This window comes from Neptuniibacter halophilus, assembly GCF_030295765.1.
Lineage (GTDB): Bacteria > Pseudomonadota > Gammaproteobacteria > Pseudomonadales > Balneatricaceae > Neptuniibacter > Neptuniibacter halophilus.
The window spans coordinates 271,943-295,923 of the sequence record NZ_AP027292.1; the positions used below are offsets into that span (position 1 = coordinate 271,943).

Below are 23,981 nucleotides of genomic sequence, written 5' to 3' on the forward strand. Positions count from 1 at the left end.
CTATTTTTCGTTAATGGACCGAATCAGCGCTTCCGCTTCTTGTTTCTGCTCATCGCTGCCCTCAAGGATGATCTCTTCGAGGATATCCTTAGCCCCATCCAGATCTTCCATATCCATATAGGCACGTGCCAGATCCAGCTTGGTTTCGACCTCATCAGCGCCTTCCAGCAGATTCAGCCCGGCCAGCTCATCAAAGTCCTCATCCACTGAACCATCCTCTGCATCGGCCATGGTTTCATCCAGCTCAAAGTCATTGTCACCACCTTCAAGCAGCGCACTCAGCTCAGAATCGAGTTCCGCTTCAAGGTCATGCGCCCCGCTCAGCAGACCGTCATCTTCAAGATCGATCTGATCCTTGCCATCAGCCTGCGGCGCCGCAGCCATCTCTTCTTCGATGCCAACACCAATATCATCCAGCATCGCATCAAGATCATCAGCGGCAGCATCGGATTCCTCTTCAGACGCTTCCTCTTCAGCTTCCGGTTCAGCAGCCCTCGCCAGATCGATATCTTCATCGACTTTATCGAGCAGTGCATCGAAGCCTTCATCGGATTCGAAATCCATATCCTCAAAGTCTTCTTCGACCTCAATCTGGTCTTTAACCGGCACCGCCAGATCCTGTGGATCAGGGTTAGCTGCCAGCATCGCTTCCAAATCAGCATCCAGCTCTTCATCGTCAGCAGCAGCCGGAGCTTCAGCATCAGCTTCCGCTGGCGCCTCTTCCAACTCGCTCATATCCAGATCGGATGCCATCAGAGCTTCCAGATCGTCATCAGCGCTGTCAGTTTCAGCCGGTGCCTCTGCTGATGCTTCCGACTCCTCTGTGGAGGAGAGAATGTCGTCGAGGTCTTCACCCAGCTCCAGATCCAGATCGTCATCCGCTGAAACCACTTCAGCCTCTGCAGCTTCCTCTGTTTCAACCAGCTCAGGCACTTCATCAACGACAAAATCTAACCCGTCGTCGTCAGCCTCCCCGGCTGCCTCCGCCGCTTCCGGCTGAGCCATCTCCTGAACATCGAAGTCCAGATCATCGCCCAGTTCCAGATCAAGCTCTACATCCTCTTCAGCAGACTCGTCTGCAGAGGCTTCGCCAAGAATGTCATCCAGCGCATCATCGGTCGCGGTTTCTTCTTCAGCTTCAGGCACCTCATCCAGAATCGCATCCAGACTGTCGTCTTCAGCCGCATCCTCTTCGGCTGTTTCAAGCTCATCGTCAATGCCCAGGTCGAATTCGTCATCCGCCAGCAGAGCATCCAGCTCATCGTCGGCTTCGTCGTTTTCCTCAACCTTATCCAGCGCACCACCTGCCATCTCATCTTCAAGATTCAGGTCCATATCCAGATCAAGGTCATCCAGATCAGAAATTTCATCCGCATCATTCAGATTCAGATCGCTGTCGTTGAGCAGATCTTCCTCATCACCGATATCCAGATCATCCACATCGCTCAGATCTTCAAGGTCGTCGAGGTCATCCAGATCACTGATCTCTTCCAGATCATCAGCAACCTCTTCAGCTTCAGGCTCTGCAGTCAGCTCTTCAGCAGCCTCAGCCGCCGCCATCGCTTCAAGATCATCGTCAGTTTTAGGCGCGTTCAGCTCCTCCGGTACCTGTACCAGCCCATCGTTATCCTCGGCCGATTCCTCTTTTTTGTTCCGGCGCAGGAAGAACAGCAATCCGGCCAGCAGCGCAATCAGGCCGGCACCCAGGCCACCCAGCATTGCCGGGGACTGCAGAATGGTATCCAGCAGGCTTTTTTCCGGAGCAGGAGCAGGTGCAGGAGCCGGTGGCGGAGCCGCCTTGGCTTTCGCCACCTCGTTCTGCAACGAGGCCATCTCCTGATCTTTGAGCTCAAGCATCTCGCGAAGTTTTTCCAGTTCATACTGGATAGAATCAAGACGCTCATTCAGCTCCGCGTTTTCACGGCTGACTTTATCAACGTTTTCCAGAGACTGATTCAGACGATCTTCCAGATCCTGGTTCTTTTCCAGCAGCGCTTTTTCCGTATCTGTCTGCGCATCACCGGTTTCTTCAGTCGCCGCCTCGTCGTCTTTCATTTCCGGTTTGGGTTCTTCGCCCATACCGTTATCAGACTGGTCGGTTGCCATGCCCTCTTCAGGCTCAATCTTATCTTTAGGTGTGACGATTTTGAGTTCGGCAGATTTGTCGTCCTCAGGCGCAGGCTGTTCAGGCACAGCATCCGTTACCGGCTTTTTCGCGGAGGCTTCAACCGGTGCTTTTTCCTGCTTGGTCTGATTACGCCAGGATTCTGTCTGACGCTCGAATTCGCGCAGCACCTGAGCATTATCCAGCTTGTTCAGCTCCTCAGGGGTCGGCATCTGCAGCGTTACGCCCGCTTTCAGCCGATTAATATTGCCGCCGATAAAGGCATCAGGGTTTTTATCCTGAATCGCTATCATCATCCGGCGAACAGGGACGCTCTTAGCCGGGCGATGTTTAAGGGCAATACCCCACAGCGTATCTTTTGTATCCACGTACACCTGGGACTGACCAGCCGAACGGGATCCGGTAACAGCGGGTGCGGTTACTGCAGGCCGTGGGCTAACGGGCTTTTTTGCCGCGGGCGCCTCTACCGCCGCCGCAGGCTGGACGGTCTGACGTACCGGGGTTGGATCAAAAACAGGAGGATCCAGTAGCAGGGTATATTCACGAACCAGGCGGCCGTTTGGCCAGTTAATCTCAACCAGGAAGTTGAGGAAAGGTTCACGTACCGGATTCTTGGAACGGAGGGTGATCAGGCCAGTACCATCCGGATTAACTTTAACCTGGAAGCTGACATCGCTCAGAAAGCGGGACCTGTCGAGTCCGGCAAGTGCGAACTCATCAATATCGGCCATCCGCGGTTGAATCTGCAGCGGACTCAGTTGCCGCACCTGAAGCAACTTAATCTCTGCACTGAGTGGTTCGTTCAGTGCGGAATTGATCTTAATTTCACCTAACCCAAGCGCGTTTGCGTTGGTGGCCCCAATTACACCTGCCACAGCAAGGCTGACGGCGAGTTTACGCAACATCATCAGTTTCCTTGTTCCCCGACCCTCAAAACTTGGCATAAATCAGAGGGTTGCGATTCCGAAATCTCATCACAGTATTGTTTATAAACTGCTTATGGGTCAAGGAAATACAAACAGCTGTTTGTATTTCCCCTGATAAAAGCGCGCTAAATATAGTGCCGGATCAAATTTTCTGCGATCTGCACACTATTCAGGGCTGCTCCCTTACGCACATTATCGGCCACTACCCAAAGATTTATAGCATTCTCACAGGAAATATCCTCCCGGATTCGACTAACGAATACCTCGTCGGCCTTTGCCGCATCGCTTACCGGAGTTGCAAATTCAGCCTCATCCTGACCGTCGATTACCTCGACGCCTTCTGCATGACTCAGCAGTTCACGCACCTCTTCAGCACTGATCGGATCCCAGCACTCCAGATTGACAGCTTCACTGTGGCCGAAAAACACCGGCACCCGAACACAGGTCGGGTTAACCATGATGCTTTCATCACCGAGAATTTTCTGGGTTTCCCAGACCATCTTCATCTCTTCACGGCTGTAACCATTATCTTGCAGCTCATCGATCATCGGCAGCACATTGAAGGCGATCTGCTTCGGATACACCTTATTCTCCGGGGTCTGAGCATTCAGCAAACGCGCCGTCTGTCCGGCCAGCTCTTCTACACCGGATTTGCCGCTGCCGGATACCGCCTGATAAGTCGCCACATTGATCCGCTTCACAGACGCATGACGGTGGATCGGCGCGACCGCCAGCAACATCTGAATGGTCGAGCAGTTCGGGTTAGCGATAATGCCACGATTCTGATAATCAGCGATCCGCTCCGGATTGACTTCCGGCACCACCAGCGGCACATCATAGTCATAACGGAAGCAGGAGGTATTATCGATAACTATACACCCCTGATCCGCCGCAACCTGAGCATGTTCCTCAGAAACCGCTGCGCCTGCCGTAAAGAAAGCGATCTGTGCCTGTGAAAAATCGAACTCATCAACCGCTTCAACCCGGTAGGATTTGTCGCGGAACTGAATCTGTTTACCGACACTGTTTTCACTGGCCAGCAGATAAAGGTTCTCTACCGGAAACTCCCGTTGTTCGAGAATTTCCAGAATCGCCTCACCCACCATGCCGGTCGCGCCCACCAGCGCAATACTGTAACCCTGACTCATCTATTTGCTCCCAAAAGCAAACCAGCCCGAACAATGTCGGGCTGGTTAATATTCTTTTTTAAACGGTGACGGTTTAGTCAGCCAGCAGAATCCGCAGCATACGGCGAAGCGGCTCGGCCGCTCCCCAAAGCAACTGATCACCTACGCTGAATGCATTAAGGTACTCATCACCCAGATTCATCTTACGCAGACGACCCACCGGTACACTCAGGGTGCCGGTCACTTTCGCCGGGGTCAGCTCCTGCGCAGTGATGTCACGCTCGTTCGGAATCACTTTAACCCAGTCATTGGCTTCGGCCAGCATGGACTCGATCTCGTCCATCGGTACGTTCTGCTTCAGTTTGATGGTGAACGCCTGACTGTGGCAACGCATCGCACCAATTCGCACGCAGGTACCATCGATCGGGATCGGGTTATCACCCAGCCCCAGAATCTTGTTGGTTTCGGCGTAGGCTTTCCACTCTTCACGGCTCTGGCCGTTGTCCAGTTTGGTATCGATCCATGGAATCAGAGAGCCCGCCAGAGGAACACCAAAGTTATCAACCGGCATCGCATCACTGCGGATGGTTTCCGCTACCTGACGATCGATATCCAGAATCGCAGACGCAGGATTCGCCAGATCAGTGGCTACCGACTCTTTGATAATACCCATCTGACTGATCAGCTCACGCATATGACGCGCACCGCCACCGGAAGCCGCCTGATAGGTCATGGAGGTCATCCACTCAACCTGACCGGATTTAAACAGGCCACCCAGCCCCATCAGCATCAGGGACACGGTGCAGTTACCACCAACAAAGGTTTTTACGCCCTGGCTCAGACCGTCTTTGATCACGTTCATGTTGACCGGATCCAGCACGATGATCGCACTGTCGTCCATACGCAGGGAGGATGCAGCATCGATCCAGTAACCGTTCCAGCCAGCACCACGCAGATCAGCGTAGACCTGTTTCGTGTAGTCACCACCCTGACAGGAGATAATGGCATCCATCTGCTTCAGCTCATCAATCGATGTCGCGTCTTTCAGCGCCGGAATGGTTTTACCAATATCCGGACCCGCCTGACCTACCTGAGATGTGGTGAAGAAGACCGGTTCTTCGATATGATCGAAATCACGCTCTTCCATCATGCGTTGCATCAGCACGGAACCCACCATTCCACGCCAGCCAACAAAACCTACACGTTTCATTAAATTCACCAAATAATCTAGAAAAAACAACAAAGCCGGTGCCGCCATCGACACCAGCTTTCGTATACCCTGAACGCATCAGAGTCGCTCAATTATGCATTATTTCTGCATTTGAGACTATGGTAATCTGGCATCAGGATGCCCGACTAAGACTAAATTACGCCTGCAGCGCAGCGATTACCGCATCGCCCATAGCCGAGGTCGAAACCTGCTGCATCCCTTCAGACATAATGTCTGCAGTACGCAGATTCTGATCCAGCACCTTGCTTACTGCCGCTTCAATACGATCAGCAGACTCGCCCGCCCCCAGAGAGTAACGCAGCATCATTGCCGCAGACAGGATAGTCGCCAGCGGGTTAGCCAGACCCTGACCGGCAATATCCGGCGCAGAACCGTGGCAAGGCTCGTACATACCTTTGCCACTCTCATCCAGAGAGGCGGATGGCAACATACCAATAGAACCGGTCAGCATCGCCGCCGCATCGGACAGAATGTCACCGAACATGTTGCCGGTCACCATCACGTCGAACTGTTTAGGCGCACGCACCAGTTGCATCGCAGCATTGTCGACGTACATGTGGCTCAGCTCTACATCCGGATACTCCTTAGCCAGCTCTTCCATGATTTCACGCCAGAGCACGGTCACTTCCAGCACGTTGGCTTTATCGACAGAGCAGAGACGCTTATCACGCGCCCGCGCCGCTTCAAATGCCACCCGGCCAATACGGCGGATTTCATTTTCATCGTATACGTAGGTGTTGTAACCCTCACGAATACCACCCTCTTTCTCACGCACACCGCGTGGCTGACCGAAGTAGATACCGCCGGTCAGTTCGCGCACGATCAGAATGTCCAGACCGGATACAACTTCAGGCTTCAGCGTAGAAGCATGAGCCAGTTGCGGATAAAGAATGGCCGGACGCAGGTTACCAAACAGCTCAAGCTGCGAACGGATACCCAGCAGACCTTTCTCCGGGCGAATCTGGAAGTCCGGATTGGTATCCCACTTAGGACCACCCACCGCACCCAGCAGAATCGCATCGGCTGCTTTCGCTGCAGTCAGCGTGGCTTCAGGCAGAGGTACGCCATCCGCATCAATCGCGGCACCACCCACCAGCGCTTCACTGAATTCAAGACCCAGCTTATCCTGCTCGTTAACCAGCTCCAGTACGCGACGCGCTTCAGTTACGATTTCCGGACCAATGCCGTCACCCGGCAAAATCAATACATTCTTAGACATAGTAAAATTTTCCACTTACTCCGCTCAGGGGAGCTTTAATTCTTTTATAAACCCGTCACTGAATCGCGCCAAACAACCAGGGAGCCGACTGCTTGCGCTTCTCTTCATAGGCTTTGATATCGTCAGCATGCTGCAGGGTCAGACCGATATCATCCAGGCCATTAAGCAAACAGTGCTTACGGAACCCATCGATCTCAAACGCCATTTCAGCGCCTGAAGGCGTTACCACAACCTGCTTTTCCAGATCGATGGTCAGTTGATAGCCCTCTTCTGCCGCAACCTCTTTGAACAACTGATCGACCTGCTCATCACTGAGTACGATCGGCAGCAGGCCGTTTTTAAAGCAGTTATTGTAGAAGATCTCAGCAAAACTCGGCGCAATCACGCTGCGAATACCAAAATCTTCCAGCGCCCACGGGGCGTGCTCACGGCTGGAACCACAACCAAAGTTTTCGCGCGCCAGCAGCACACTGGTGCCCTGGTAACGAGGCTGGTTGAGTACGAATTCCTGATTCAGCGGACGACCGCAGCAATCCTGATCCGGCTGACCTTCATCCAGATAACGCAGTTCGTCAAACAGATTCTTGCCGAAGCCGGAACGCTTGATCGATTTCAGAAACTGTTTCGGAATGATCATATCGGTATCCACATTGGCACGATCCAATGGAGCTGCGATACCGGTGTGTAACGTAAACTTATTCATCTCGCTCTCCTGATACCTTACTTAATCAACTCACGTACATCGACAAAATGACCGCTCACCGCAGCCGCCGCGGCCATCGCCGGGCTGACCAGATGAGTACGACCACCAAAGCCCTGACGGCCTTCGAAGTTGCGGTTAGAGGTCGACGCACAATGCTCGCCATTACCCAGCTTATCCGGGTTCATCGCCAGACACATAGAGCAACCCGGCTCACGCCATTCCAAACCCGCTTCGATAAAGATCTTATCCAGACCTTCCTGCTCCGCCTGCTCTTTAACCAGACCAGAACCCGGAACCACCAGCGCCTGCAGAATGTTGTCCGCTACTTTACGGCCTTCAACCACTTTCGCCGCATCACGCAGATCTTCGATTCGGGAGTTGGTGCAGGAACCGATAAAAACGCGATCCAGTTTGATATCAGTAATATTCTGATCTGCATTCAGACCCATGTATTTCAGCGCACGGTTGATACCATCCACCTTAACCGGATCAGATTCATTGGCCGGATTTGGCACCTGACCGGATACACCCACCACCATCTCAGGTGACGTACCCCAGGTTACCTGCGGTTCAATATCCGCACCGTTGATCTCAACCACGGTATCGAATTCAGCATCCGCATCAGACACCAGCCCTTTCCAGGCCTTAACCGCCATATCCCACTGCTCACCCTTCGGCGCAAAAGGACGACCTTCCACATAATCAATGGTGATCTGATCCACAGCCACCAGACCCACGCGGGCACCGGCTTCAATTGCCATGTTACACACGGTCATACGGCCTTCCATGCTCATATTACGGAACACTTCACCACCAAACTCAATGGCGTAACCCGTGCCACCGGCAGTGCCGATTACACCAATTACATGCAGAATCACATCCTTCGGTGTCACGCCAATGCCCAGTTCACCATCCACACGCACCAGCATGTTCTTCATTTTCTTGGTAATCAGGCACTGAGTAGCCAGAACATGTTCCACTTCAGAAGTACCCACACCGTGAGCCAGTGCGCCCAGCGCACCCAGCGTTGCCGTGTGCGAGTCACCACAAACCGCGGTCACACCCGGCAGGATCGCGCCCTGCTCCGGCGCCATTACGTGAACGATCCCCTGACGCTGGTCGTTCATCTTGAACTCCAGAATGCCAAAATCATCGCAGTTGGAATCGAGGGTTTTCACCTGAATGCGGGATACCGGATCAACAATTTCATCTACACCACCAGAACGATCAGTGGTCGGTACGTTATGGTCCGGCGTTGCGATGTTCGCATCGATACGCCATGGCTGGCGTCCCGCCAGACGCAGACCTTCGAAAGCCTGTGGCGAAGTCACTTCATGCAGAACCTGACGGTCGATATAGATCAAAGAACTACCGTCATCATTGGTTCGAACCAGATGCGATTCGAACAACTTATCGTACAACGTCTTACCGGACATGCGCGTTCACCTCATTTATCTCTCAGTGCCGAACCCCTTCACCGGTCCGGCTTTCAGCTCAATGCAGCCATCCTAGTGCAGACCAAGCTACAAAACAAATTCATAATTTTTATACTTTGGATTCCAATATGGAATAGAATATTTTCAATCCTTATCACTGACACAGATGAAGCCCATGGATACCAACAGCCTGCAGGCCTTTCTTGCGGTTGCCGACAGCCGCTCCTTTTCCAAAGCCGCCGATGCCCTGTTTATTACCCAGTCCGCCGTGAGCAAACGGATCGCCCTGCTCGAAGAGCAACTCGACAGCAAACTGTTTGACCGCATCGGCCGCACCGTCTCCATGACAGAAGCAGGCAATGCCCTGCTGCCACGCGCCCGGGACATACTTCTGCAGCTGGATGATGCACGCCGGGTGATCGGCAATTTAAATGCGGGTGACGTGACCGGCCGCCTCTCGCTGGCAGCCAGTCACCATATCAGCCTGCATCGCCTGCCTCCCTTATTGAAACAGTTCAGTCAGGAGTGTCCCCGGGTGGAGCTTGACCTGCAGTTTGCAGAATCCGAAATCGCCTACGAAGGTGTGCTTAAAGGGGATCTTGAGCTGGCACTGATCACCCTTTCACCCCAGCCAGATGCCGCCATCCGTTCCGAAATCATCTGGGATGATCTGTTGCGTTATGTAGTGGCACCGGATCATCCGCTGGCCAATAAACCCCGGATCGCCCTGCAGGAGCTGACCCGCTACAACGCGATACTCCCGGGCAGCAACACCTTCACCCGCTCACTGGTAGAAGATCTGTTCGCCCATCACCAACTGGCACTTAATGTCAGCATGTCGACAAACTATCTGGATACAGTGCGCATGATGGTCAGTATCGGCCTCGGCTGGAGCCTGCTGCCGGACAGTCTGATCACCCCCGAACTGAGGGTACTGAACGTCATTGATTCGGAACCGGTTCATCGAAATCTGGGGCTGATTTACCACCGCAACCGCACTTTATCCAACGCCGCAGGCTATCTGGTTGAGATGCTGCGTCAGGAACGATAAGCGTATATAAAGCAGGGCTTAGTTGTAATAAGATGAGACAGACCAACTGAAGCGGAAAAACTGGCTTATGGAAAATAACGGTTCAACACTCGATGCTCTGTTAGAAGCCCAGAAAACCTACTGGGAGCAGATCGCCTCCGGCAGTGGCGCGCAATCCCCTGAAGCGTGGGCAGAATTTATCGCCCGCAATCAGGAAACAGTTAAACAGGAAGCGCCAAAACAGTTTTCTCAGCTACTGGATATTCTCGGCGCCCAGTCGGCTAACTTTACCCAGTACGGCGAGGAGCTGCTGAAGCAGTACCGCGAAGGTGGCGAACAACACATCAATGATGCCGTACAGCAGTTTCAGAAATATATGCAAAAACAAACCGCTGATGCATTGATGCAGCAGTGGCAATTCCCGGAACAGTTTGCCTCGCTTTTCAAAACCCATAGTTTTCGCGACGATCTGCTGTTTGAAAACCCATTTATCAGCGGTATGAAAAGCCTGCTGGAAACCCCGGTGATCGGCGGCCAGCGCGAATCCCAGGAACAGATCAGAGAAGCGATCCGCCTGACTCTGGAATATCAGGAAGCGCTGCAGGAATACGTCAACCACTACAACTCCATCAATCAGCATGCCGCCAGTAAGATGCTGCAGATTCTTGGCAACAGCGACGACAAGATCAACAGCCTGCAGCAACTGCATGATATATGGGTCGACGCCTACGAATCCGCTTATGCCGACACCGTGTTCACCGATGCCTATCAACGCTCCCACGGGCGCATCAGCAACGCCCTGATGCAACTGCGCAAGTATGTGCAGGATGTGCGCGACGTTCACTTCCAGTCAGTCGGTCTGGCCACGCGCAAAGGACTGGATACCGCCCTGCAACGCCAGCACCAGATGCGTAAAGAGCAGCGCACCAGCCATCGCGAGCTACAGGCACTGAAACAGCAGGTAAATGAGCTGCAGAATGAATCCGCAGCCGCACTGATCAGCGAACTGAAACAAGAGATTGCCAGCCTGCGGGCTGAGGTGGCCGAACTGAAAAAGCAGCGCAGGAGTGCTAAAGCATGAGTGGATTCAATCTGGACCCGGCCCTGATCAGCAACGAGCTGTTTGAGTTCAATCGTAAGCTGCTGAAAAGCTACAATACGCTGGCGCAACTCAAGGAAGTGGATGTCGACTCCACCCCCTACGAGGTGATCTACACCGAGGACAAGATGCGCCTGCGCTACTACAGTGCCCGCGGTGAAAAACGCTGCACCACCCCGCTACTGATCTGCTATGCGCTGGTTAACCGGCCCTATATGATCGATCTGGAAAGCAAACGCTCCATGCTGCAGCGCCTGCTGGAACTGGGCCTGGATGTTTACCTGATCGACTGGGGCTACCCGGACCCGGCAGACCGTTATCTGGATCTCGACGACTATATCAACGAATACCTGAATAACTGCGTTGCCGCCACCTGCCAGCATGCCGGCAGCGAACAAACCAACCTGCTCGGTATTTGTCAGGGCGGCACCTTCAGTCTTTGCTATACCGCGCTGAATCCGGCGCGGATCAAAAACCTGATCACCATGGTCACCCCAGTGGATTTTCAGACCGAAGATAACCTGCTGTACCATCTGGCCAAGTACGTGGATGCAGACCTAGCCGTTGAAACCTATGGCAATATTCCGGGCAGCATGCTGAATGACTCCTACAACTCTCTGATGCCGATGCGCCTCGGCGTACAGAAGAACCTGGGCATGCCCAACCAACTGGAAAACCGCGAGAGCGCGCTCAGCTTTCTGCGCATGGAAAAGTGGATCTACGACAGCCCGGATCAGGCCGGTGAAGCATTCCGCCAGTTTATTACCCAGTTTTTTCAGCAGAACAAACTGATCAAAGCGGAAGCGATGATCGGCGAGTACCGGGTCGACCTGAAACAGATCAGCCAGCCGGTACTTAACATCTATGGCAGCTTTGACCATCTGGTACCACCCAAAGCCTCAACCGCACTGAAACCACTGATCAGCTCAGACGATTATCAGGAGCTTGAGGTCCGGGCCGGGCATATCGGCGTGTTTGTTTCCGGAAAATCGCAAACTCAGGTCGCTCCCGCTATAGTTGAATGGCTTGCTGAACGCGACTAAGCAGGCCCGCAGAGCCCATGTTTAAAGGGCTTGAGAGGAATTAATGATTTTCATCCAGATGTAATGATTTTTTTCTTCCTCCGAGCCCCATTGTCTACTAAAATCGCGCGTCTGATTTTGGTGCCTAACCGGAGCATACGACATTGCCTACCACCAGAAAAATCAAGCTGCAGGGTTTTAACAATCTGACCAAAAGCCTGAGCTTCTGCATCTATGATGTTTGTTACGCACAAACGGCTGAACAGAAAGCCGAATACATTGCGTACATTGATGAACAGTACAATGCCGACCGCCTGACCGAAATCCTCAGCGAATGCTGCGAGATCATCGGCGCCAACATTCTGAATGTTGCACGACAGGATTACGATCCGCAGGGCGCCAGCGTAACAATTCTGGTGGCTGAAGAACCGGTCAAAGACGCTAACAACGTCGACACCACCGAGAAACCCGGCCCTCTGCCCGACTCCGTGGTAGCCCATCTGGATAAGAGCCATATCTGCGTTCACACTTACCCTGAAGCACATCCGGATGACGGTATCTGTACCTTCCGCGCCGATATTGAAGTGTCTACCTGCGGTATTATTTCACCGCTGAAAGCGCTGAACTATCTGATCCATCAACTGGAATCGGATATCGTCACCGTGGACTACCGGGTGCGTGGTTTTACCCGTGATATTCACGGCGTGAAACACTACATCGATCACGATATCAACTCGATCCAGAACTTCTTCACGGCCGATATCCACGACCAGTACCAGATGCTGGACGTGAATGTTTATCAGGAAAACATCTTCCACACCAAGATGATGCTGAAGGACTTCAACCTGAACACCTACCTGTTCGGCACCACCAAAGAGGAACTGCCGGCGTCAGAGGTACAGGATATTACCGATCGCCTCTATAAAGAGATGAACGAGATCTTCTACGGCCGCAATATGCCGGATATGAAACTGAAGCAGCCTTAAGCCTCTGGCTTTAACGGCCCGCTCAAACGAAAAAGCCCTCCAACGGAGGGCTTTTTTACGCCTTTAACTTTGCCTGACTATTTCGCAGACAAAAAAATACCCCTGTCAGATAACAGGGGTATTCCGGGTTAAGAGTAGATTCAATCTGCGATTACAGACGAATCAGCACCTTCTTAACATCGGTGTATTTTTCCAGCGCATGCAGGGATTTATCGCGGCCGTTACCAGACGCTTTAACACCGCCGAATGGCACCGTAGAGTCGCCTTCACCCCAGGTATTAACCCAGACCATACCACTCTCGATCTGACCGCTGACACGGTGAGCACGGGACAGATTTTCAGTCCATACGGCAGCACCCAGACCATATTCAGAGTCGTTCGCCAGCGCGATCGCTTCCGCTTCCGTTTCAAACTCGCAAACCGCCAGTACCGGACCAAAGATCTCCTCTTTGACAAAGGTCATTCCGTTGTGTGCCTTATCGACAATGGTCGGTTTAGCATAGAAACCCTGCCCTTCAACATACTCAGGCAGACCACCCAGTACCACTTCACCGCCCTCTTCCACAGCAGAGCGAACATAGCGCTCAACGGTCTGCAACTGCGCTGCATCAACCATCGGCCCCATCGTGGTTGCCGGGTCCAGCGGATCACCGGTCTGGAAGCGTGCCGCTTCTTCGATCAGTGCCGCCATAAACTGCTCTTTGATGCTCTTCTCAACATACAGACGGGAGCAGGCAATACAGACTTCACCCTGATTGGCAAAGATCGCGTTCGCGGCACCGGCGGCCGCTTTCTTGATATCGCAGTCCGCGAATACCAGATTCGGCGATTTACCGCCCGCTTCCAGCCAGATACGTTTCATGTTGGACTGACCGGAGTAGCCCATCAGCATACCCGCAACCCGGGTAGAACCGGTGAAGGCCAGTACATTAACATCCATATGCAGAGCCAGCGCTTTACCTGCGGTATGACCAAAGCCCGGCAGCACGTTCAGTACACCCGCCGGGATACCGGCTTCTACCGCCAGCTCAGCCAGACGCAGCGCACTCAGAGGTGACTTCTCAGACGGTTTCAGCACAACCGAGTTACCGGCTGCCAGCGCCGGTGCAATCTTCCAGCTCACCATCAGCAGCGGGTAGTTCCACGGCGTGATAGCGCCCACAACACCCACGGGTTCGTGGCTGATCAGGGCCAGCGTGTCGTTACCGGTCGGCGCAATTTCACCGTACACTTTATCAATGGATTCGGCAGTCCAGCGGAAGCAATCGATCGCATCCGGCACATCGATATTCACCATCTCATTGATGGATTTACCCATGTCCAGCGTATCCAGCAGTGCAAACTCATCTTTGTGCTGCTCGATCAGGTCGGCCCACTTCAGCATGATCTGCTTACGCTCGCGCGGATGTTTCTGCGACCACTCACCGGATTTGAAGACTTCACGGGCGTTCGCCACCGCAATATTGACGTCCGCCTCATCGCAGCTCGCAACGGTCGTCAGGAGTTGTTCTGTAGCCGGGTTTACACAGTCAAAGGTTTCACCACTGACAGCTGGCTGAAAACCACCATTGATATAAGCCTGACCATGAAGTGTCAGGGTTTCACTGAGGGCTTTCCACTCGCTATAGCTTTTCATTGTTAAAATTCTCCCGAGGCTAGTTACAGCAATAGCCGGATTCTAGAAGAGCGCCCGCCGGGGCGGCTATACACCCAAATGGGTAGTTGCCCGAAGTTTCTCTGTTCGACCTTTAATCTACCCCCCGAGGTATACCCTCCCGGGGGTATAGACGGTTCTTGTGCAGATTTTCAACAATGACTATCTCTGTAAAAAATAAGAAGGGGAACAACTGATGAAAAAAATTCTTACCGGCCTGACTCTGGCGATGGCTGTCAGCAGCGTAAACGCGGCTGAAGTTTCCGGCACGATCAGCTTCACCAACGACTACCGTTTCCGTGGCGTCAGCCAGACCGCTGGTGATGCCGCCGTTCAGGGCAGTCTGGATGTGGAGTTTGAAAACGGTGTTTACGCCGGTATCTGGGGCAGTAACGTAGATTTTGATGACGACGCAAACCTGGAAATCGACTACTACGTGGGTTACTGGGGCGAGATCAATGATGATTGGAGCTACGACATCAGCCTGAACTACTACACCTATCCGGGTTACGATGCTGCAGACGGCGATTACGCTGAAATTATTGCCGGCCTGTACTACGGCGATCTGGGTCTGACTTACGCCTACGCTGACGACAACTTCAACGCGGGTGAGTCTGCTCACTATCTGGCGATCGATTACAGCTACGCGCTGACCGAAGCAGTAAGCCTGGATCTGCACGCTGGCCGCTCTTTCGGTGACTACTGGGGCAACGAAGATATCGGCGATCTGGATGACTACACCGACTACTCTGTAGGCATCTCCGGCTCATACGCGGGTCTGGATCTGTCTGCAGCTTACCTGTTCACTGATCTGGACGGTGACGACGAAGTTGATTCCGGTGCATTCCGCAACGACAACACGTTGCTGCTGAGCGTATCCCGCACGTTCTAAGCTGAAGGATCCGGTAGTGGACTGGCTACCGGATTAACAGCGACCGGCCTGACTTACCCCGGGCCGGTCAATGCTACTCCACTACAGTCACGGGCAAAGGTTCATGCCCTCTTCGATATTATGCACTTTCCGCCCCTGCTCCCTCGCAGGGGCGGCTTTTTATCTCTCCTGCTCTTCTGAGTGCGTCATCTCCAGTAACTGCTGCTTCAGTGACGCCAGCTCATCTTCCAGTTGCGCTACCCGCTGCTCCAGTGCACTCCGGCTCAGGGGTTTATCTTCTTCCGGGATAACAGCAGCCTGATCCACCGGGCCACTGAATAGATGCAGATAACGCGACTCCCGCTTGCCCGGCTCGCGTTCAAGCCGCACCACCAGCGCTCGCTCAGCAAGGCGGACTAATACCTGCTCCACCTCACTGACATCATTAAAGCTGCACAGGCGATTAGTCCGGCTGCGCAACTCTCCCGGGGTCTGCGCGCCTCTGAGAAGCAGGACGCAGATAATGCCCAGCTCCTGCGCGGTTAGCTGCAGATCACTGAATTCAGTGTTACAGAAGCGATGTTTGTACTTCATGACCCGGCTGCCAAATCCGGATTCTTCACGAATCAGACGCTTATCACGCAACTGATCCAGCAGCGTCATTACATCGGCTTCAGCGAGGCTCATCACCGGTTCACGGTTACTTTTCTGGTTGCAGGCCTGGGTCAGGGCATTCAGGGAGAGGGGGTATTGATCCGGGGTGGTGATCTCTTTTTCAAGCAACGCACCAATCACCCGGGTCTGAGGTAAGGTTAAATCCATATCCACAATGGGTTCCTTCTGTTCCATCTTACTGAGATCAAACATAGCACAGCCGACGCTGACAGGAACCCATTACATTAGTCGCGCCCTCCCGGCGCGCTTTATCAGGTACGCAGTGAACTCAGTTGCTGATCCAGCGTCAGGATCTCATTCTCCAGTTCAGTACTGGCCTGATTACTCTGTCCGGCCAGCTCTGCCAGCGCTTCCGTTGCATCACCGATCACAGTGAGGTTTCGGCTGATCTCTTCGCTGACCGAGCTTTGCTGCTCAGCCGCCGTCGCCACCTGAGTGATATGCTCGGCAATCTCTCCAATTTCACTGCCGACCGTTGCCAGCAGATCGTAGCTCTGCAAGGTCTCTTCGCGGGTGCCATTAGCACGCTGAGTACCCTGCTCAATCGTCGCTACTGCCTGTGTCACACCGCTCTTGAGGCCCTGAATCATCGTATTGATCTCTTCAGTACTGTCCTGTGTTTTCGATGCCAGATTACGCACCTCATCAGCCACCACCGCAAAGCCACGACCTTTATCACCCGCCCGCGCTGCTTCAATCGCCGCGTTCAGTGCCAGCAGGTTCGTCTGCTCGGCAATGCCCTGAATCACTTCCAGAATCCGGTAGATTTCATCAGTGCGGTTAGCCACCTCCTGAATCGATTCATTGGCTTGCCCCATCTCAGCCGTCAACTGACCAACCTCATCCACGGACGCCGAAAGGGTTTTCTGCGCATTCTCAACTGATTGTCTGGCCCGCTGCGCGTTACCCGCCACCTCTGCTGCCAGTTTGGATACCTCCGAGGAGGTTGCAGAAAGCTCATTGGTTGCCACCACCACGCTCTGAATTTCGCGCTGCTGATCGGTGGTTGCATTCAGCGACAGGTCATTAATTTCCCGGCCTTTCAGGGCGCACTGTTTAGCGCCCTCGCCGACATTTTTAAGCTGCGTCACCATATCCCGCAGCTTATGCATAAACTGGTTGAAGCCATTACTCAATGAGATCAGCTCAGCATGGGTATCGATGGTCAGCACCTGGGTCAGATCCCCCTCAGCACTGGACAGGTTCATCACCCGGCGATCCAGCTCACGAATCGGTGACACCACCGAACGGATCAGCAGCAACAGCAGGAAGATCGCCGCCGCAGACACCACCAGAATCTGAATAATCTGCGAGCTGAGTATGGTCAGTACCTGCTGATCAATGGTCGCAGACAGACGGTTGGCACTCTCCAGCACCACCTCCTGAGGCAGTTCAATCAACAGCGACCAGGTAGTATCAGCCGCAGCGATTTTAACCGGATAGGCAACATAGTAAGTCCCCTCAAACAGCTCAATACCATTAGCCTGCTGGTGCAGTTTAAGAATACCGGCAGGCAGATCATTGCGCGCTTCGGTCAGGGGCCGGGTGAGTTTTTCACGGTAATGACTGGAGCTCACAATCAGCCCTTTATCACTCAGCAGACTGACCTTACTGCGTCCGCCATAGAGCTCTTTACTGACACGCTCGGTCAGGTTCTGAAAAATCGGCAGATTAACGTCAATCCCTACCAGACCGGAAAACGTACCTTCAACCATGACCGGTGCTGTCAGGCTGGTCATCAGCTCACTGTTGCCCGGCGAGATCTCATACAGGTAAGGGTCAAGAATACAGGGCGCTTTCTTATCTTTCGCGCAGAGATACCACTCCGCTTCACGAATGCCAAACTCACCGACTTCGTCGGCATATTTTTCCTGACTGTCCTCTACCCGCTGCTGTTCCAGCTCCGAGGGAGAGTTGCGCACCCAATAGATCTCCAGCGCACCCGAGTCGGCGACGGTATGGATCGACTGGCTGCCCCGGTTGTAGTTATCCGCACCATCATAACCATTGGCTTCAAACTGCGCATAGGTAGAGCTGATATCCTGATGCTGGCTGAGGCTGGCGCGTACCAGCTCGTTGACCTGATCCCGGCTCAGACGCACATCCGGTTTCGCTGCGGTTGCCGCGAGAATCCGGGATACCGTCAGGGGAACCCGGTAGACACTGTCTACGTATCCTGAGATAAAACTGCTCAGACGACCCGCTTCAGCATTCAGGCGGCCGAGTATTTCACTCTCCATCTCCTCCTGAGTCTGCGCCAGAATATCGGACTCCATCTTGCCCAGACTCAGATAGAGGCTGCTGCTCAGAATCCCGACCAGCAGAACAAACGCAATAATAATGGTAGACAGCAGCTTGACACTGATCGGCAAGGCTCTGATCGACATCAGGAAGACTCCTTATTGTTATTGTTGAACTGTCCTTTGGGGAAAGGGTGTGACGATCTTGAGCATCGCCATATATTGTTGAAAGTGTAGTCAAAATCCGGGGCAAAGCACTCTAACCCTGAAGAGGTATATGCGGGCAAAACCTGACAGAGCTGATGGCAGAGCTAACCGATAGCGCGGCTGAGCGATGTCGCCGGCGGGGTGAATACAAATGAAAAAAAGCCGGCAGGGCGAATTCGCTCTGCCGGCCATGCACGACCACCGGTAGCAGCCATGGCTGATCTGTCGCGTTATTTAGACAGGTAGTCCCCGCCTGCGCCCTGATTGGCTGCCAGTACGTAGAGGTATTCCAGTGCCAGCGTAGCGCCTGCCAGAGAGGTAATATCGGAGTTATCGTAGGCCGGTGCCACTTCAACCACATCCATACCGATCAGGTTCAGACCTTTCATACCACGAATCACTTTCAGCGCAGTATCGATGCTCATGCCTGCAGAAACCGGGGTACCTGTACCCGGAGCAAACGCCGGATCCAGACCGTCGATATCGAAGCTGACATAAACTTTCTTATCGGCCACACGTTTGCGGATACGCTCCAGCGTAGCTTCCGGACCGTTGCCATTCACCCAGGCCGCATCCAGTACTTCAAATGGGTGACCTTCTGTATCGTAAGCGGTACGGATACCGATCTGCAGAGAGTGCTCAGTGTCGATCAGACCTTCATTGACCGCATGATGGAACAGCGTACCGTGGTCATACTTAGTGCCACCGGAATAGGTATCGGTGTGTGCATCAAAGTGGATCACCGCAATCGGGCCATGCTTTTTCGCGTAAGCACGCAGAATCGGCAGGGTAATAAAGTGATCACCACCGAAGGTCAGCGCGGATTTGTCCGCTTCCATAATCTTGCTGATATGCGCTTCCAGATTATCTACCAGCGTCTGCGGCTCACCATGCTTGAAGTAAACGTTACCTGCATCTTCTACGTTCAGGTGATCATCCAGAGCAAAATTCCACGGCCAGCGCGCGCCTTCCCATGACAGGTTGGCAGAAGCTGAACGGATCCCTTCAGGTCCGAAGCGAGCACCCGGGCGGCCGGAAGTGGACATATCGTAAGGCACGCCGCTGACAATGACTTCCGCATCACTCGTCTGCAGATCCCGTAGCTGAGGAAACTGCATAAAAGTCATACCCAGTGCGCCGTACAGGGGAACATCCGCATTTGCCACTGTTACTTGTTGTTCTTTATCACTCACCGTGCTCACCTCACACTTAAATTCAACTTGATTACAGGGTAGCCTCTGACCAATAATTATTGAAATGCATTATTAAAATATATAAATGCACCAAATTAATAATTGGATTCCGCATGAAACTCCTGCGACAGTTTGACCTCAATCTGCTGGTATTGTTTGAAGCCCTGATCAGCGAATGCCATGTAACCCGGGCTGCGGAAAAGGTATTTCTCAGCCAGTCTGCCATGAGCCACGCCCTGAACCGTTTACGTGAACTACTCGACGACCCTTTACTGGTACGCACCGAGAACGGCCTTCAGCCCACCCCCAGAGCCTTACAGATGCTGCCTCAGGTGCGACAGGCGCTACAGTTAGTTGGCAGAACGCTGGAACCCCCTGCCCCCTTTGATCCGGCCAGCAGCAGCCGGACCTTCCGCATCGCCAGCACCGACTACTTTGAAACCGTTGTCTTCCCGGACTGGTTCAGCCAGTTGCGCCAACGGGCACCTCATATTCAGGTTGAGATCGCCCTGATTGCCGTTGAAACCGCCAGTAGCCATCTGCAGCAGGGGCAGATCGATCTGATTGTGGGTATGGAAGCGGGTCAGTCACTGCCTAAGCATCTGCTGGTAGAAGACTGGATAAGCGAGCGCCAGACCTGCCTCAGCGCGGCGGCCAATCACCAGATCGGCGACCAGCTCAGCCTCGATGAGTATCTGGAACAGCCGCATATTCTGTTTTTTGATCTGGAGGGAGAAACCAGTAGCGGGGTCGATCACTGGCTGACCCGGCTGGGTAAAACCCGCCAGCCGATTGCCCGCGCTACCAACTATACGGCAGCAGCGAGGCTGGCGACGCATACCGATGCACTGATCACGCTGCCCTCTCGTATGGGCGAGCTGTTTGCCGAAATGCTGCCGCTGAAACGGGTGGAACCGCCCGCAGAGCTACCGGCTATCGACATGACCATTGTCAGCCATCCATTGTATGCAGAAGACCCGGCGATTATCTGGTTGAAAGAAGAAATTCAGGCGTTTGGTCAGCGGCTGATCCGCCGCTGACCGGAGCGGGTTACTCCGCGCCAAGCTTCTCGGCGACCTTGTCGCAGATATAATTGCCGATCGGAATCGACGAGGTAGCAGCCGGAGACGGCGCGTTACAGACATGCAGGCTGCGCGGACTTTCCGCAAACAGAAAGTCATGCACCAGCGAGCCATCGGCCATCACCGCCTGAGCCCGAATACCGGCAGGATACGGCTTAAGATCGGACAGTTTCAGCTTAGGGCAGTATTTCTGCACAGTTTTCAGGTAACCCGGCTTCCACCAGGAGTTACGGGTCTCCACCAGACCCACCCTGAAGTGAGCACACAGCACCTTCCAGAATCCACTGAAACGGAACATATCCAGCAGGTCTCGCAGGCTGATATTAATCCGCCCATAGCCCTCACGTTTCCAGCCCTGCACCGCATTCGGCCCAACCGTCACCGAACCATCGATCATCCGGGTCAGGTGAACGCCGAGGAACGGCAAATCCGGGTCGGGGATCGGGTAGATCAGATGTTTAACAATCTGGTTGTGTTCCGGGCCCAACTGATAATATTCACCCCGGAACGGAATGATCTGAAAATCGGTCTTGATGCCCAGCATACGCGTCGTGCGATCCGCCATCAGACCGGAACAGGTAATCACAAAGCGACTTTCAATCTGTTCGCTGCGGCCCTGAGTTTCAACATCCAGCCGGATCAGATCCGCCGTTTCCTGCATCCCGACCACCCGGGTATTGAGGCGCGTTTCGCCACCCAACTGCTCAAAGCATTTCGCCATCGCCGTGGTGACTTTCTGATAATCGACAATCCCGGTCGTGTTGACCTTAATCGCCCCAACCCCGGTGATGTCCGGTTCCAGCGCGTTAAGCTGCTGCTGATCCAGCAGCTCCACCTCAATGCCATTGGTCTGACAACGCTCGAACAGGGCCAGCATCCGTTCCCGCTCCAGCTCGTTGGTTGCCACCAGCAACTTACCGCATTGATCGTAAGGGATATTCTGCTCTTCGCAGAATTTGATCGTCGCAGCCACGCCCTCTTTACAGAATTTAGCTTTAAGACTGCCCGGCGCGTAATAGACACCGGCATGGATCACACCGCTGTTATGACCGGTCTGGTGCATAGCATACGCCGCTTCTTTCTCAACCAGCAGCACCGATTTATCGGGGTAACGCTGCTTCAGTTGCCAGGCGGTTGAAGCGCCGACAATCCCGCCGCCAATAATCAGATAATCGTAAATCATGGTTTCCAATACGCAATAAAGCGGGAGTTTCGCTGTTAACGAAAGACTCCCGCCGGGTGACTAGACAGAATCAGGCTTTTGTAAAGTGGCCGCGCTGACGCAGCAGCTCACGGGACAGGCCCGGATGCGGCACAAATTTATCACGGCCATGCAGCCAGCAGTGGTTCTGTACAACCAGCATAGAACCTACAGGCACCCGCACGTTAAAGCAATTCTCTTCCGCCTCCAGCGATTCGCCCATCTCGTACAGGTAAAGACCCTGACGCATGTTCTGTGGCTCCGCAAACTGGTCGATAAACAGCATATGCGGCTTACCGTTACTGTCCTCTTCGAAGAACACCGGGTGCTCCAGTTTGTAATCCACCTTCTTGCTTGGCGGAGAACCCCAGACGATATCCTGTTTTGCCAGCGGGTGATTGTAGAATTTATCCAGATCCTGCCAGTCATCGATGTGCAGCAGCAGGGAATCACCGCCCTCCATGTTCTGCTCTTCCATCTTCATCATCAGAACAAAATCGGTGCGTTCATCTACGTATGTACCGTCATTATGCAGCTCCATACGGCGGTGAGCCTGACGCAGGTAGCTGTCACTGTTGTCTTCATTTTTCACCGTAAAGCGGGCGTAGTACTTGCCATACATGGAGTCAAAGTTAGGCATACCGATCAGATGTGACACAGCCGTGGAGAGCTTAACGTTCAGCTCGGTCTGATCATCTTCCGCCTGCCCCTCATACTGCAGCAGGAAACCGGCCTGATCACGGTTGCGCATAATCCGGTTAAGGCACTCACCGAGTTCACCACTGCACAACTGATCCAGCTTATCGGCAATAGCAAAACGCAGGAATGGTTTGTACTCCAGCGCCTGAACACCCCACTGACGGGTTTCGGTTTCAAACCGGTTCAGCACCTGTTCGGACAATGTAACTACCTGCAGACGCTGATTGGCGGCAAATGAGTGAACGCTGAAACCAGAGGTTTCAGCAGAATTGGCCTGTAATTTCTCGATCGCTGACATTTTTATTCTTCCTCAGAATCGGTGTATGAGTAATATGCAGCCAATAATGTCGACATTTTTTAATTATGTCAACATTATATTTTTTGATCGATGTTTAAATCTGTTCGCCTATTCACGTAAAATACCCCCAATCAATGCTGATACAGAGAGTACAGATGACAGCGCAAACCCGCCTGAACCCGGCCCAGAGCAGCGACAATTTTGCCGCTCAGGTACTGGGGCAACTGAAGCAGGACATTCTTAGCGGTTACTTTAATCCGGGTGAAAAACTCAAGATGGCGCGTCTGAAAGAGCGTTATCAGGTGGGTGTCGGCCCTCTGCGGGAAGCGCTTTCTCAGTTGCTGGTAGAACAACTGGTGGTGGTCGAAAACCAGCGCGGTTTCACCGTACACCCGATCAGCGCTGAAGAGCTGGAAGATATCTATCAGACCCGGGCGGAGATTGAAGCACTCTGCATCAGTCAGGCCATTGATAAAGGCGATGACGCCTGGGAAGCAGGTATTCTTGCCGCAGCCCATCAGTTGAATAAATCATCTCACCTGCTGGAACAGGATAATCCGCAGAACATTCAGCAGTGGGAAGCACTGCATCAGGCTTTTCACAAGGCGATAGCCGCTGGCTGCCAGTCACCGACACTGTTGCATGTTCGCCGCTCCCTGTATGAGAAAGCCTCCCGCTACCGAAACTACTGGCTGAAAGAAAACATGCTCGACAAAGTGGTGTTTGATGCCAATCAAAAAGAACATCAGACCCTGACCGACGCGCTTCTGGCACGCGATAAAGCCACTGCAGTGGCGCTGATCAGGCAACATATTCTCAGCCCTTACCGTCTGCTGAAGGACTCTATCCGTTTCTGAAGCTGGCACTTCGGGCCGCTGCCGGGCGGCCCTTATTTGAAAACTTCCCGGCAAAACACCTTCGCCGTTCTATACTCACTGATATAGAAAAGGATGTCAC

General features: G+C 53.4%; 19 protein-coding genes. 7 read left to right on the plus strand and 12 right to left on the minus strand.

Annotation, left to right across the window (positions count from 1 at the left end; genetic code table 11):
• From QUD59_RS01345 to leuC, 6 genes are all read right to left on the minus strand, one after another.
• The gene (locus QUD59_RS01345) at nucleotides 1–3,033 is read right to left on the minus strand and encodes a motility hub landmark protein FimV (RefSeq protein ID WP_286239071.1); all 3,033 of its coding nucleotides are present in this window, start codon (nucleotides 3,031–3,033) and stop codon (nucleotides 1–3) included.
• A 143-nt stretch (nucleotides 3,034–3,176) separates the two neighbouring features.
• The gene (locus tag QUD59_RS01350) at nucleotides 3,177–4,199 is read right to left on the minus strand and encodes an aspartate-semialdehyde dehydrogenase (RefSeq protein ID WP_286239074.1); all 1,023 of its coding nucleotides are present in this window, start codon (nucleotides 4,197–4,199) and stop codon (nucleotides 3,177–3,179) included.
• Between the two features lie 73 nt (nucleotides 4,200–4,272).
• Nucleotides 4,273–5,388 carry an aspartate-semialdehyde dehydrogenase gene (gene asd / locus QUD59_RS01355; RefSeq protein WP_286239076.1) on the minus strand — a complete coding sequence of 372 codons (1,116 nt, stop codon included), beginning with the start codon at nucleotides 5,386–5,388 and terminating at the stop codon, nucleotides 4,273–4,275.
• Between the two features lie 157 nt (nucleotides 5,389–5,545).
• Complete coding sequence (gene leuB / locus QUD59_RS01360; protein ID WP_286239078.1) at nucleotides 5,546–6,628, minus strand: 3-isopropylmalate dehydrogenase; 1,083 nt, start codon at nucleotides 6,626–6,628, stop codon at nucleotides 5,546–5,548.
• Between the two features lie 55 nt (nucleotides 6,629–6,683).
• Nucleotides 6,684–7,331 carry a 3-isopropylmalate dehydratase small subunit gene (gene leuD / locus QUD59_RS01365; protein ID WP_286239079.1) on the minus strand — a complete coding sequence of 216 codons (648 nt, stop codon included), beginning with the start codon at nucleotides 7,329–7,331 and terminating at the stop codon, nucleotides 6,684–6,686.
• 17 nt (nucleotides 7,332–7,348) lie between these two features.
• Nucleotides 7,349–8,767 carry a 3-isopropylmalate dehydratase large subunit gene (gene leuC, locus QUD59_RS01370; protein ID WP_286239081.1) on the minus strand — a complete coding sequence of 473 codons (1,419 nt, stop codon included), beginning with the start codon at nucleotides 8,765–8,767 and terminating at the stop codon, nucleotides 7,349–7,351.
• A gap of 175 nt (nucleotides 8,768–8,942) precedes the next feature.
• Between leuC and QUD59_RS01375 the strand changes: the two genes are divergently transcribed.
• The 4 genes from QUD59_RS01375 (at nucleotide 8,943) to speD (ending at nucleotide 12,904) form a co-directional block, all read left to right on the plus strand.
• On the plus strand, nucleotides 8,943–9,818 hold the full coding sequence (locus QUD59_RS01375; RefSeq protein ID WP_286239082.1) for a LysR family transcriptional regulator: 876 nt from the start codon (nucleotides 8,943–8,945) through the stop codon (nucleotides 9,816–9,818).
• 67 nt (nucleotides 9,819–9,885) lie between these two features.
• Complete coding sequence (locus QUD59_RS01380; protein WP_286239083.1) at nucleotides 9,886–10,878, plus strand: poly(R)-hydroxyalkanoic acid synthase subunit PhaE; 993 nt, start codon at nucleotides 9,886–9,888, stop codon at nucleotides 10,876–10,878.
• A complete protein-coding gene (phaC, locus tag QUD59_RS01385; protein ID WP_286239084.1) occupies nucleotides 10,875–11,939 on the plus strand; it encodes a class III poly(R)-hydroxyalkanoic acid synthase subunit PhaC in 1,065 nt (354 codons plus the stop codon). The genes QUD59_RS01380 and phaC overlap by 4 nt, the downstream gene beginning before the upstream one ends.
• A gap of 143 nt (nucleotides 11,940–12,082) precedes the next feature.
• Nucleotides 12,083–12,904 carry an adenosylmethionine decarboxylase gene (speD, locus tag QUD59_RS01390; RefSeq protein WP_286239086.1) on the plus strand — a complete coding sequence of 274 codons (822 nt, stop codon included), beginning with the start codon at nucleotides 12,083–12,085 and terminating at the stop codon, nucleotides 12,902–12,904.
• A 151-nt stretch (nucleotides 12,905–13,055) separates the two neighbouring features.
• Here the strand turns inward: speD and QUD59_RS01395 are convergent, their stop codons facing one another.
• On the minus strand, nucleotides 13,056–14,540 hold the full coding sequence (locus QUD59_RS01395; RefSeq protein ID WP_286239087.1) for an aldehyde dehydrogenase: 1,485 nt from the start codon (nucleotides 14,538–14,540) through the stop codon (nucleotides 13,056–13,058).
• A gap of 214 nt (nucleotides 14,541–14,754) precedes the next feature.
• Between QUD59_RS01395 and QUD59_RS01400 the strand changes: the two genes are divergently transcribed.
• Nucleotides 14,755–15,450, plus strand: a complete 696-nt coding sequence (locus QUD59_RS01400) for a TorF family putative porin (protein WP_286239089.1) — start codon at nucleotides 14,755–14,757, stop codon at nucleotides 15,448–15,450.
• A 159-nt stretch (nucleotides 15,451–15,609) separates the two neighbouring features.
• On the opposite strand, the gene QUD59_RS01405 is transcribed toward QUD59_RS01400, so the two are convergent.
• From QUD59_RS01405 to speB, 3 genes are all read right to left on the minus strand, one after another.
• On the minus strand, nucleotides 15,610–16,251 hold the full coding sequence (locus tag QUD59_RS01405; RefSeq protein WP_434025549.1) for a YceH family protein: 642 nt from the start codon (nucleotides 16,249–16,251) through the stop codon (nucleotides 15,610–15,612).
• A 104-nt stretch (nucleotides 16,252–16,355) separates the two neighbouring features.
• The gene (locus tag QUD59_RS01410; RefSeq protein WP_286239093.1) at nucleotides 16,356–18,491 is read right to left on the minus strand and encodes a methyl-accepting chemotaxis protein; all 2,136 of its coding nucleotides are present in this window, start codon (nucleotides 18,489–18,491) and stop codon (nucleotides 16,356–16,358) included.
• A 290-nt stretch (nucleotides 18,492–18,781) separates the two neighbouring features.
• Nucleotides 18,782–19,678, minus strand: a complete 897-nt coding sequence (gene speB / locus QUD59_RS01415; RefSeq protein ID WP_434025550.1) for an agmatinase — start codon at nucleotides 19,676–19,678, stop codon at nucleotides 18,782–18,784.
• Between the two features lie 179 nt (nucleotides 19,679–19,857).
• On the opposite strand from speB, the gene QUD59_RS01420 reads away from it, so the two are divergent.
• Nucleotides 19,858–20,784: a LysR family transcriptional regulator gene (locus QUD59_RS01420; RefSeq protein WP_286239095.1), complete on the plus strand. Its 927-nt coding sequence runs from the start codon at nucleotides 19,858–19,860 to the stop codon at nucleotides 20,782–20,784.
• 10 nt (nucleotides 20,785–20,794) lie between these two features.
• On the opposite strand, the gene lhgO is transcribed toward QUD59_RS01420, so the two are convergent.
• Nucleotides 20,795–22,009 carry an L-2-hydroxyglutarate oxidase gene (gene lhgO, locus QUD59_RS01425; RefSeq protein WP_286239097.1) on the minus strand — a complete coding sequence of 405 codons (1,215 nt, stop codon included), beginning with the start codon at nucleotides 22,007–22,009 and terminating at the stop codon, nucleotides 20,795–20,797.
• A gap of 70 nt (nucleotides 22,010–22,079) precedes the next feature.
• Nucleotides 22,080–23,024 (minus strand): glutarate dioxygenase GlaH, encoded by a 945-nt coding sequence (gene glaH / locus QUD59_RS01430; protein WP_286239099.1) that lies wholly within the window; start codon nucleotides 23,022–23,024, stop codon nucleotides 22,080–22,082.
• 155 nt (nucleotides 23,025–23,179) lie between these two features.
• On the opposite strand from glaH, the gene csiR reads away from it, so the two are divergent.
• Nucleotides 23,180–23,881, plus strand: coding sequence for a DNA-binding transcriptional regulator CsiR (gene csiR, locus QUD59_RS01435; protein ID WP_286239101.1), 702 nt, complete (start codon nucleotides 23,180–23,182; stop codon nucleotides 23,879–23,881).
• Nucleotides 23,882–23,981: the final 100 nt, after the last annotated feature.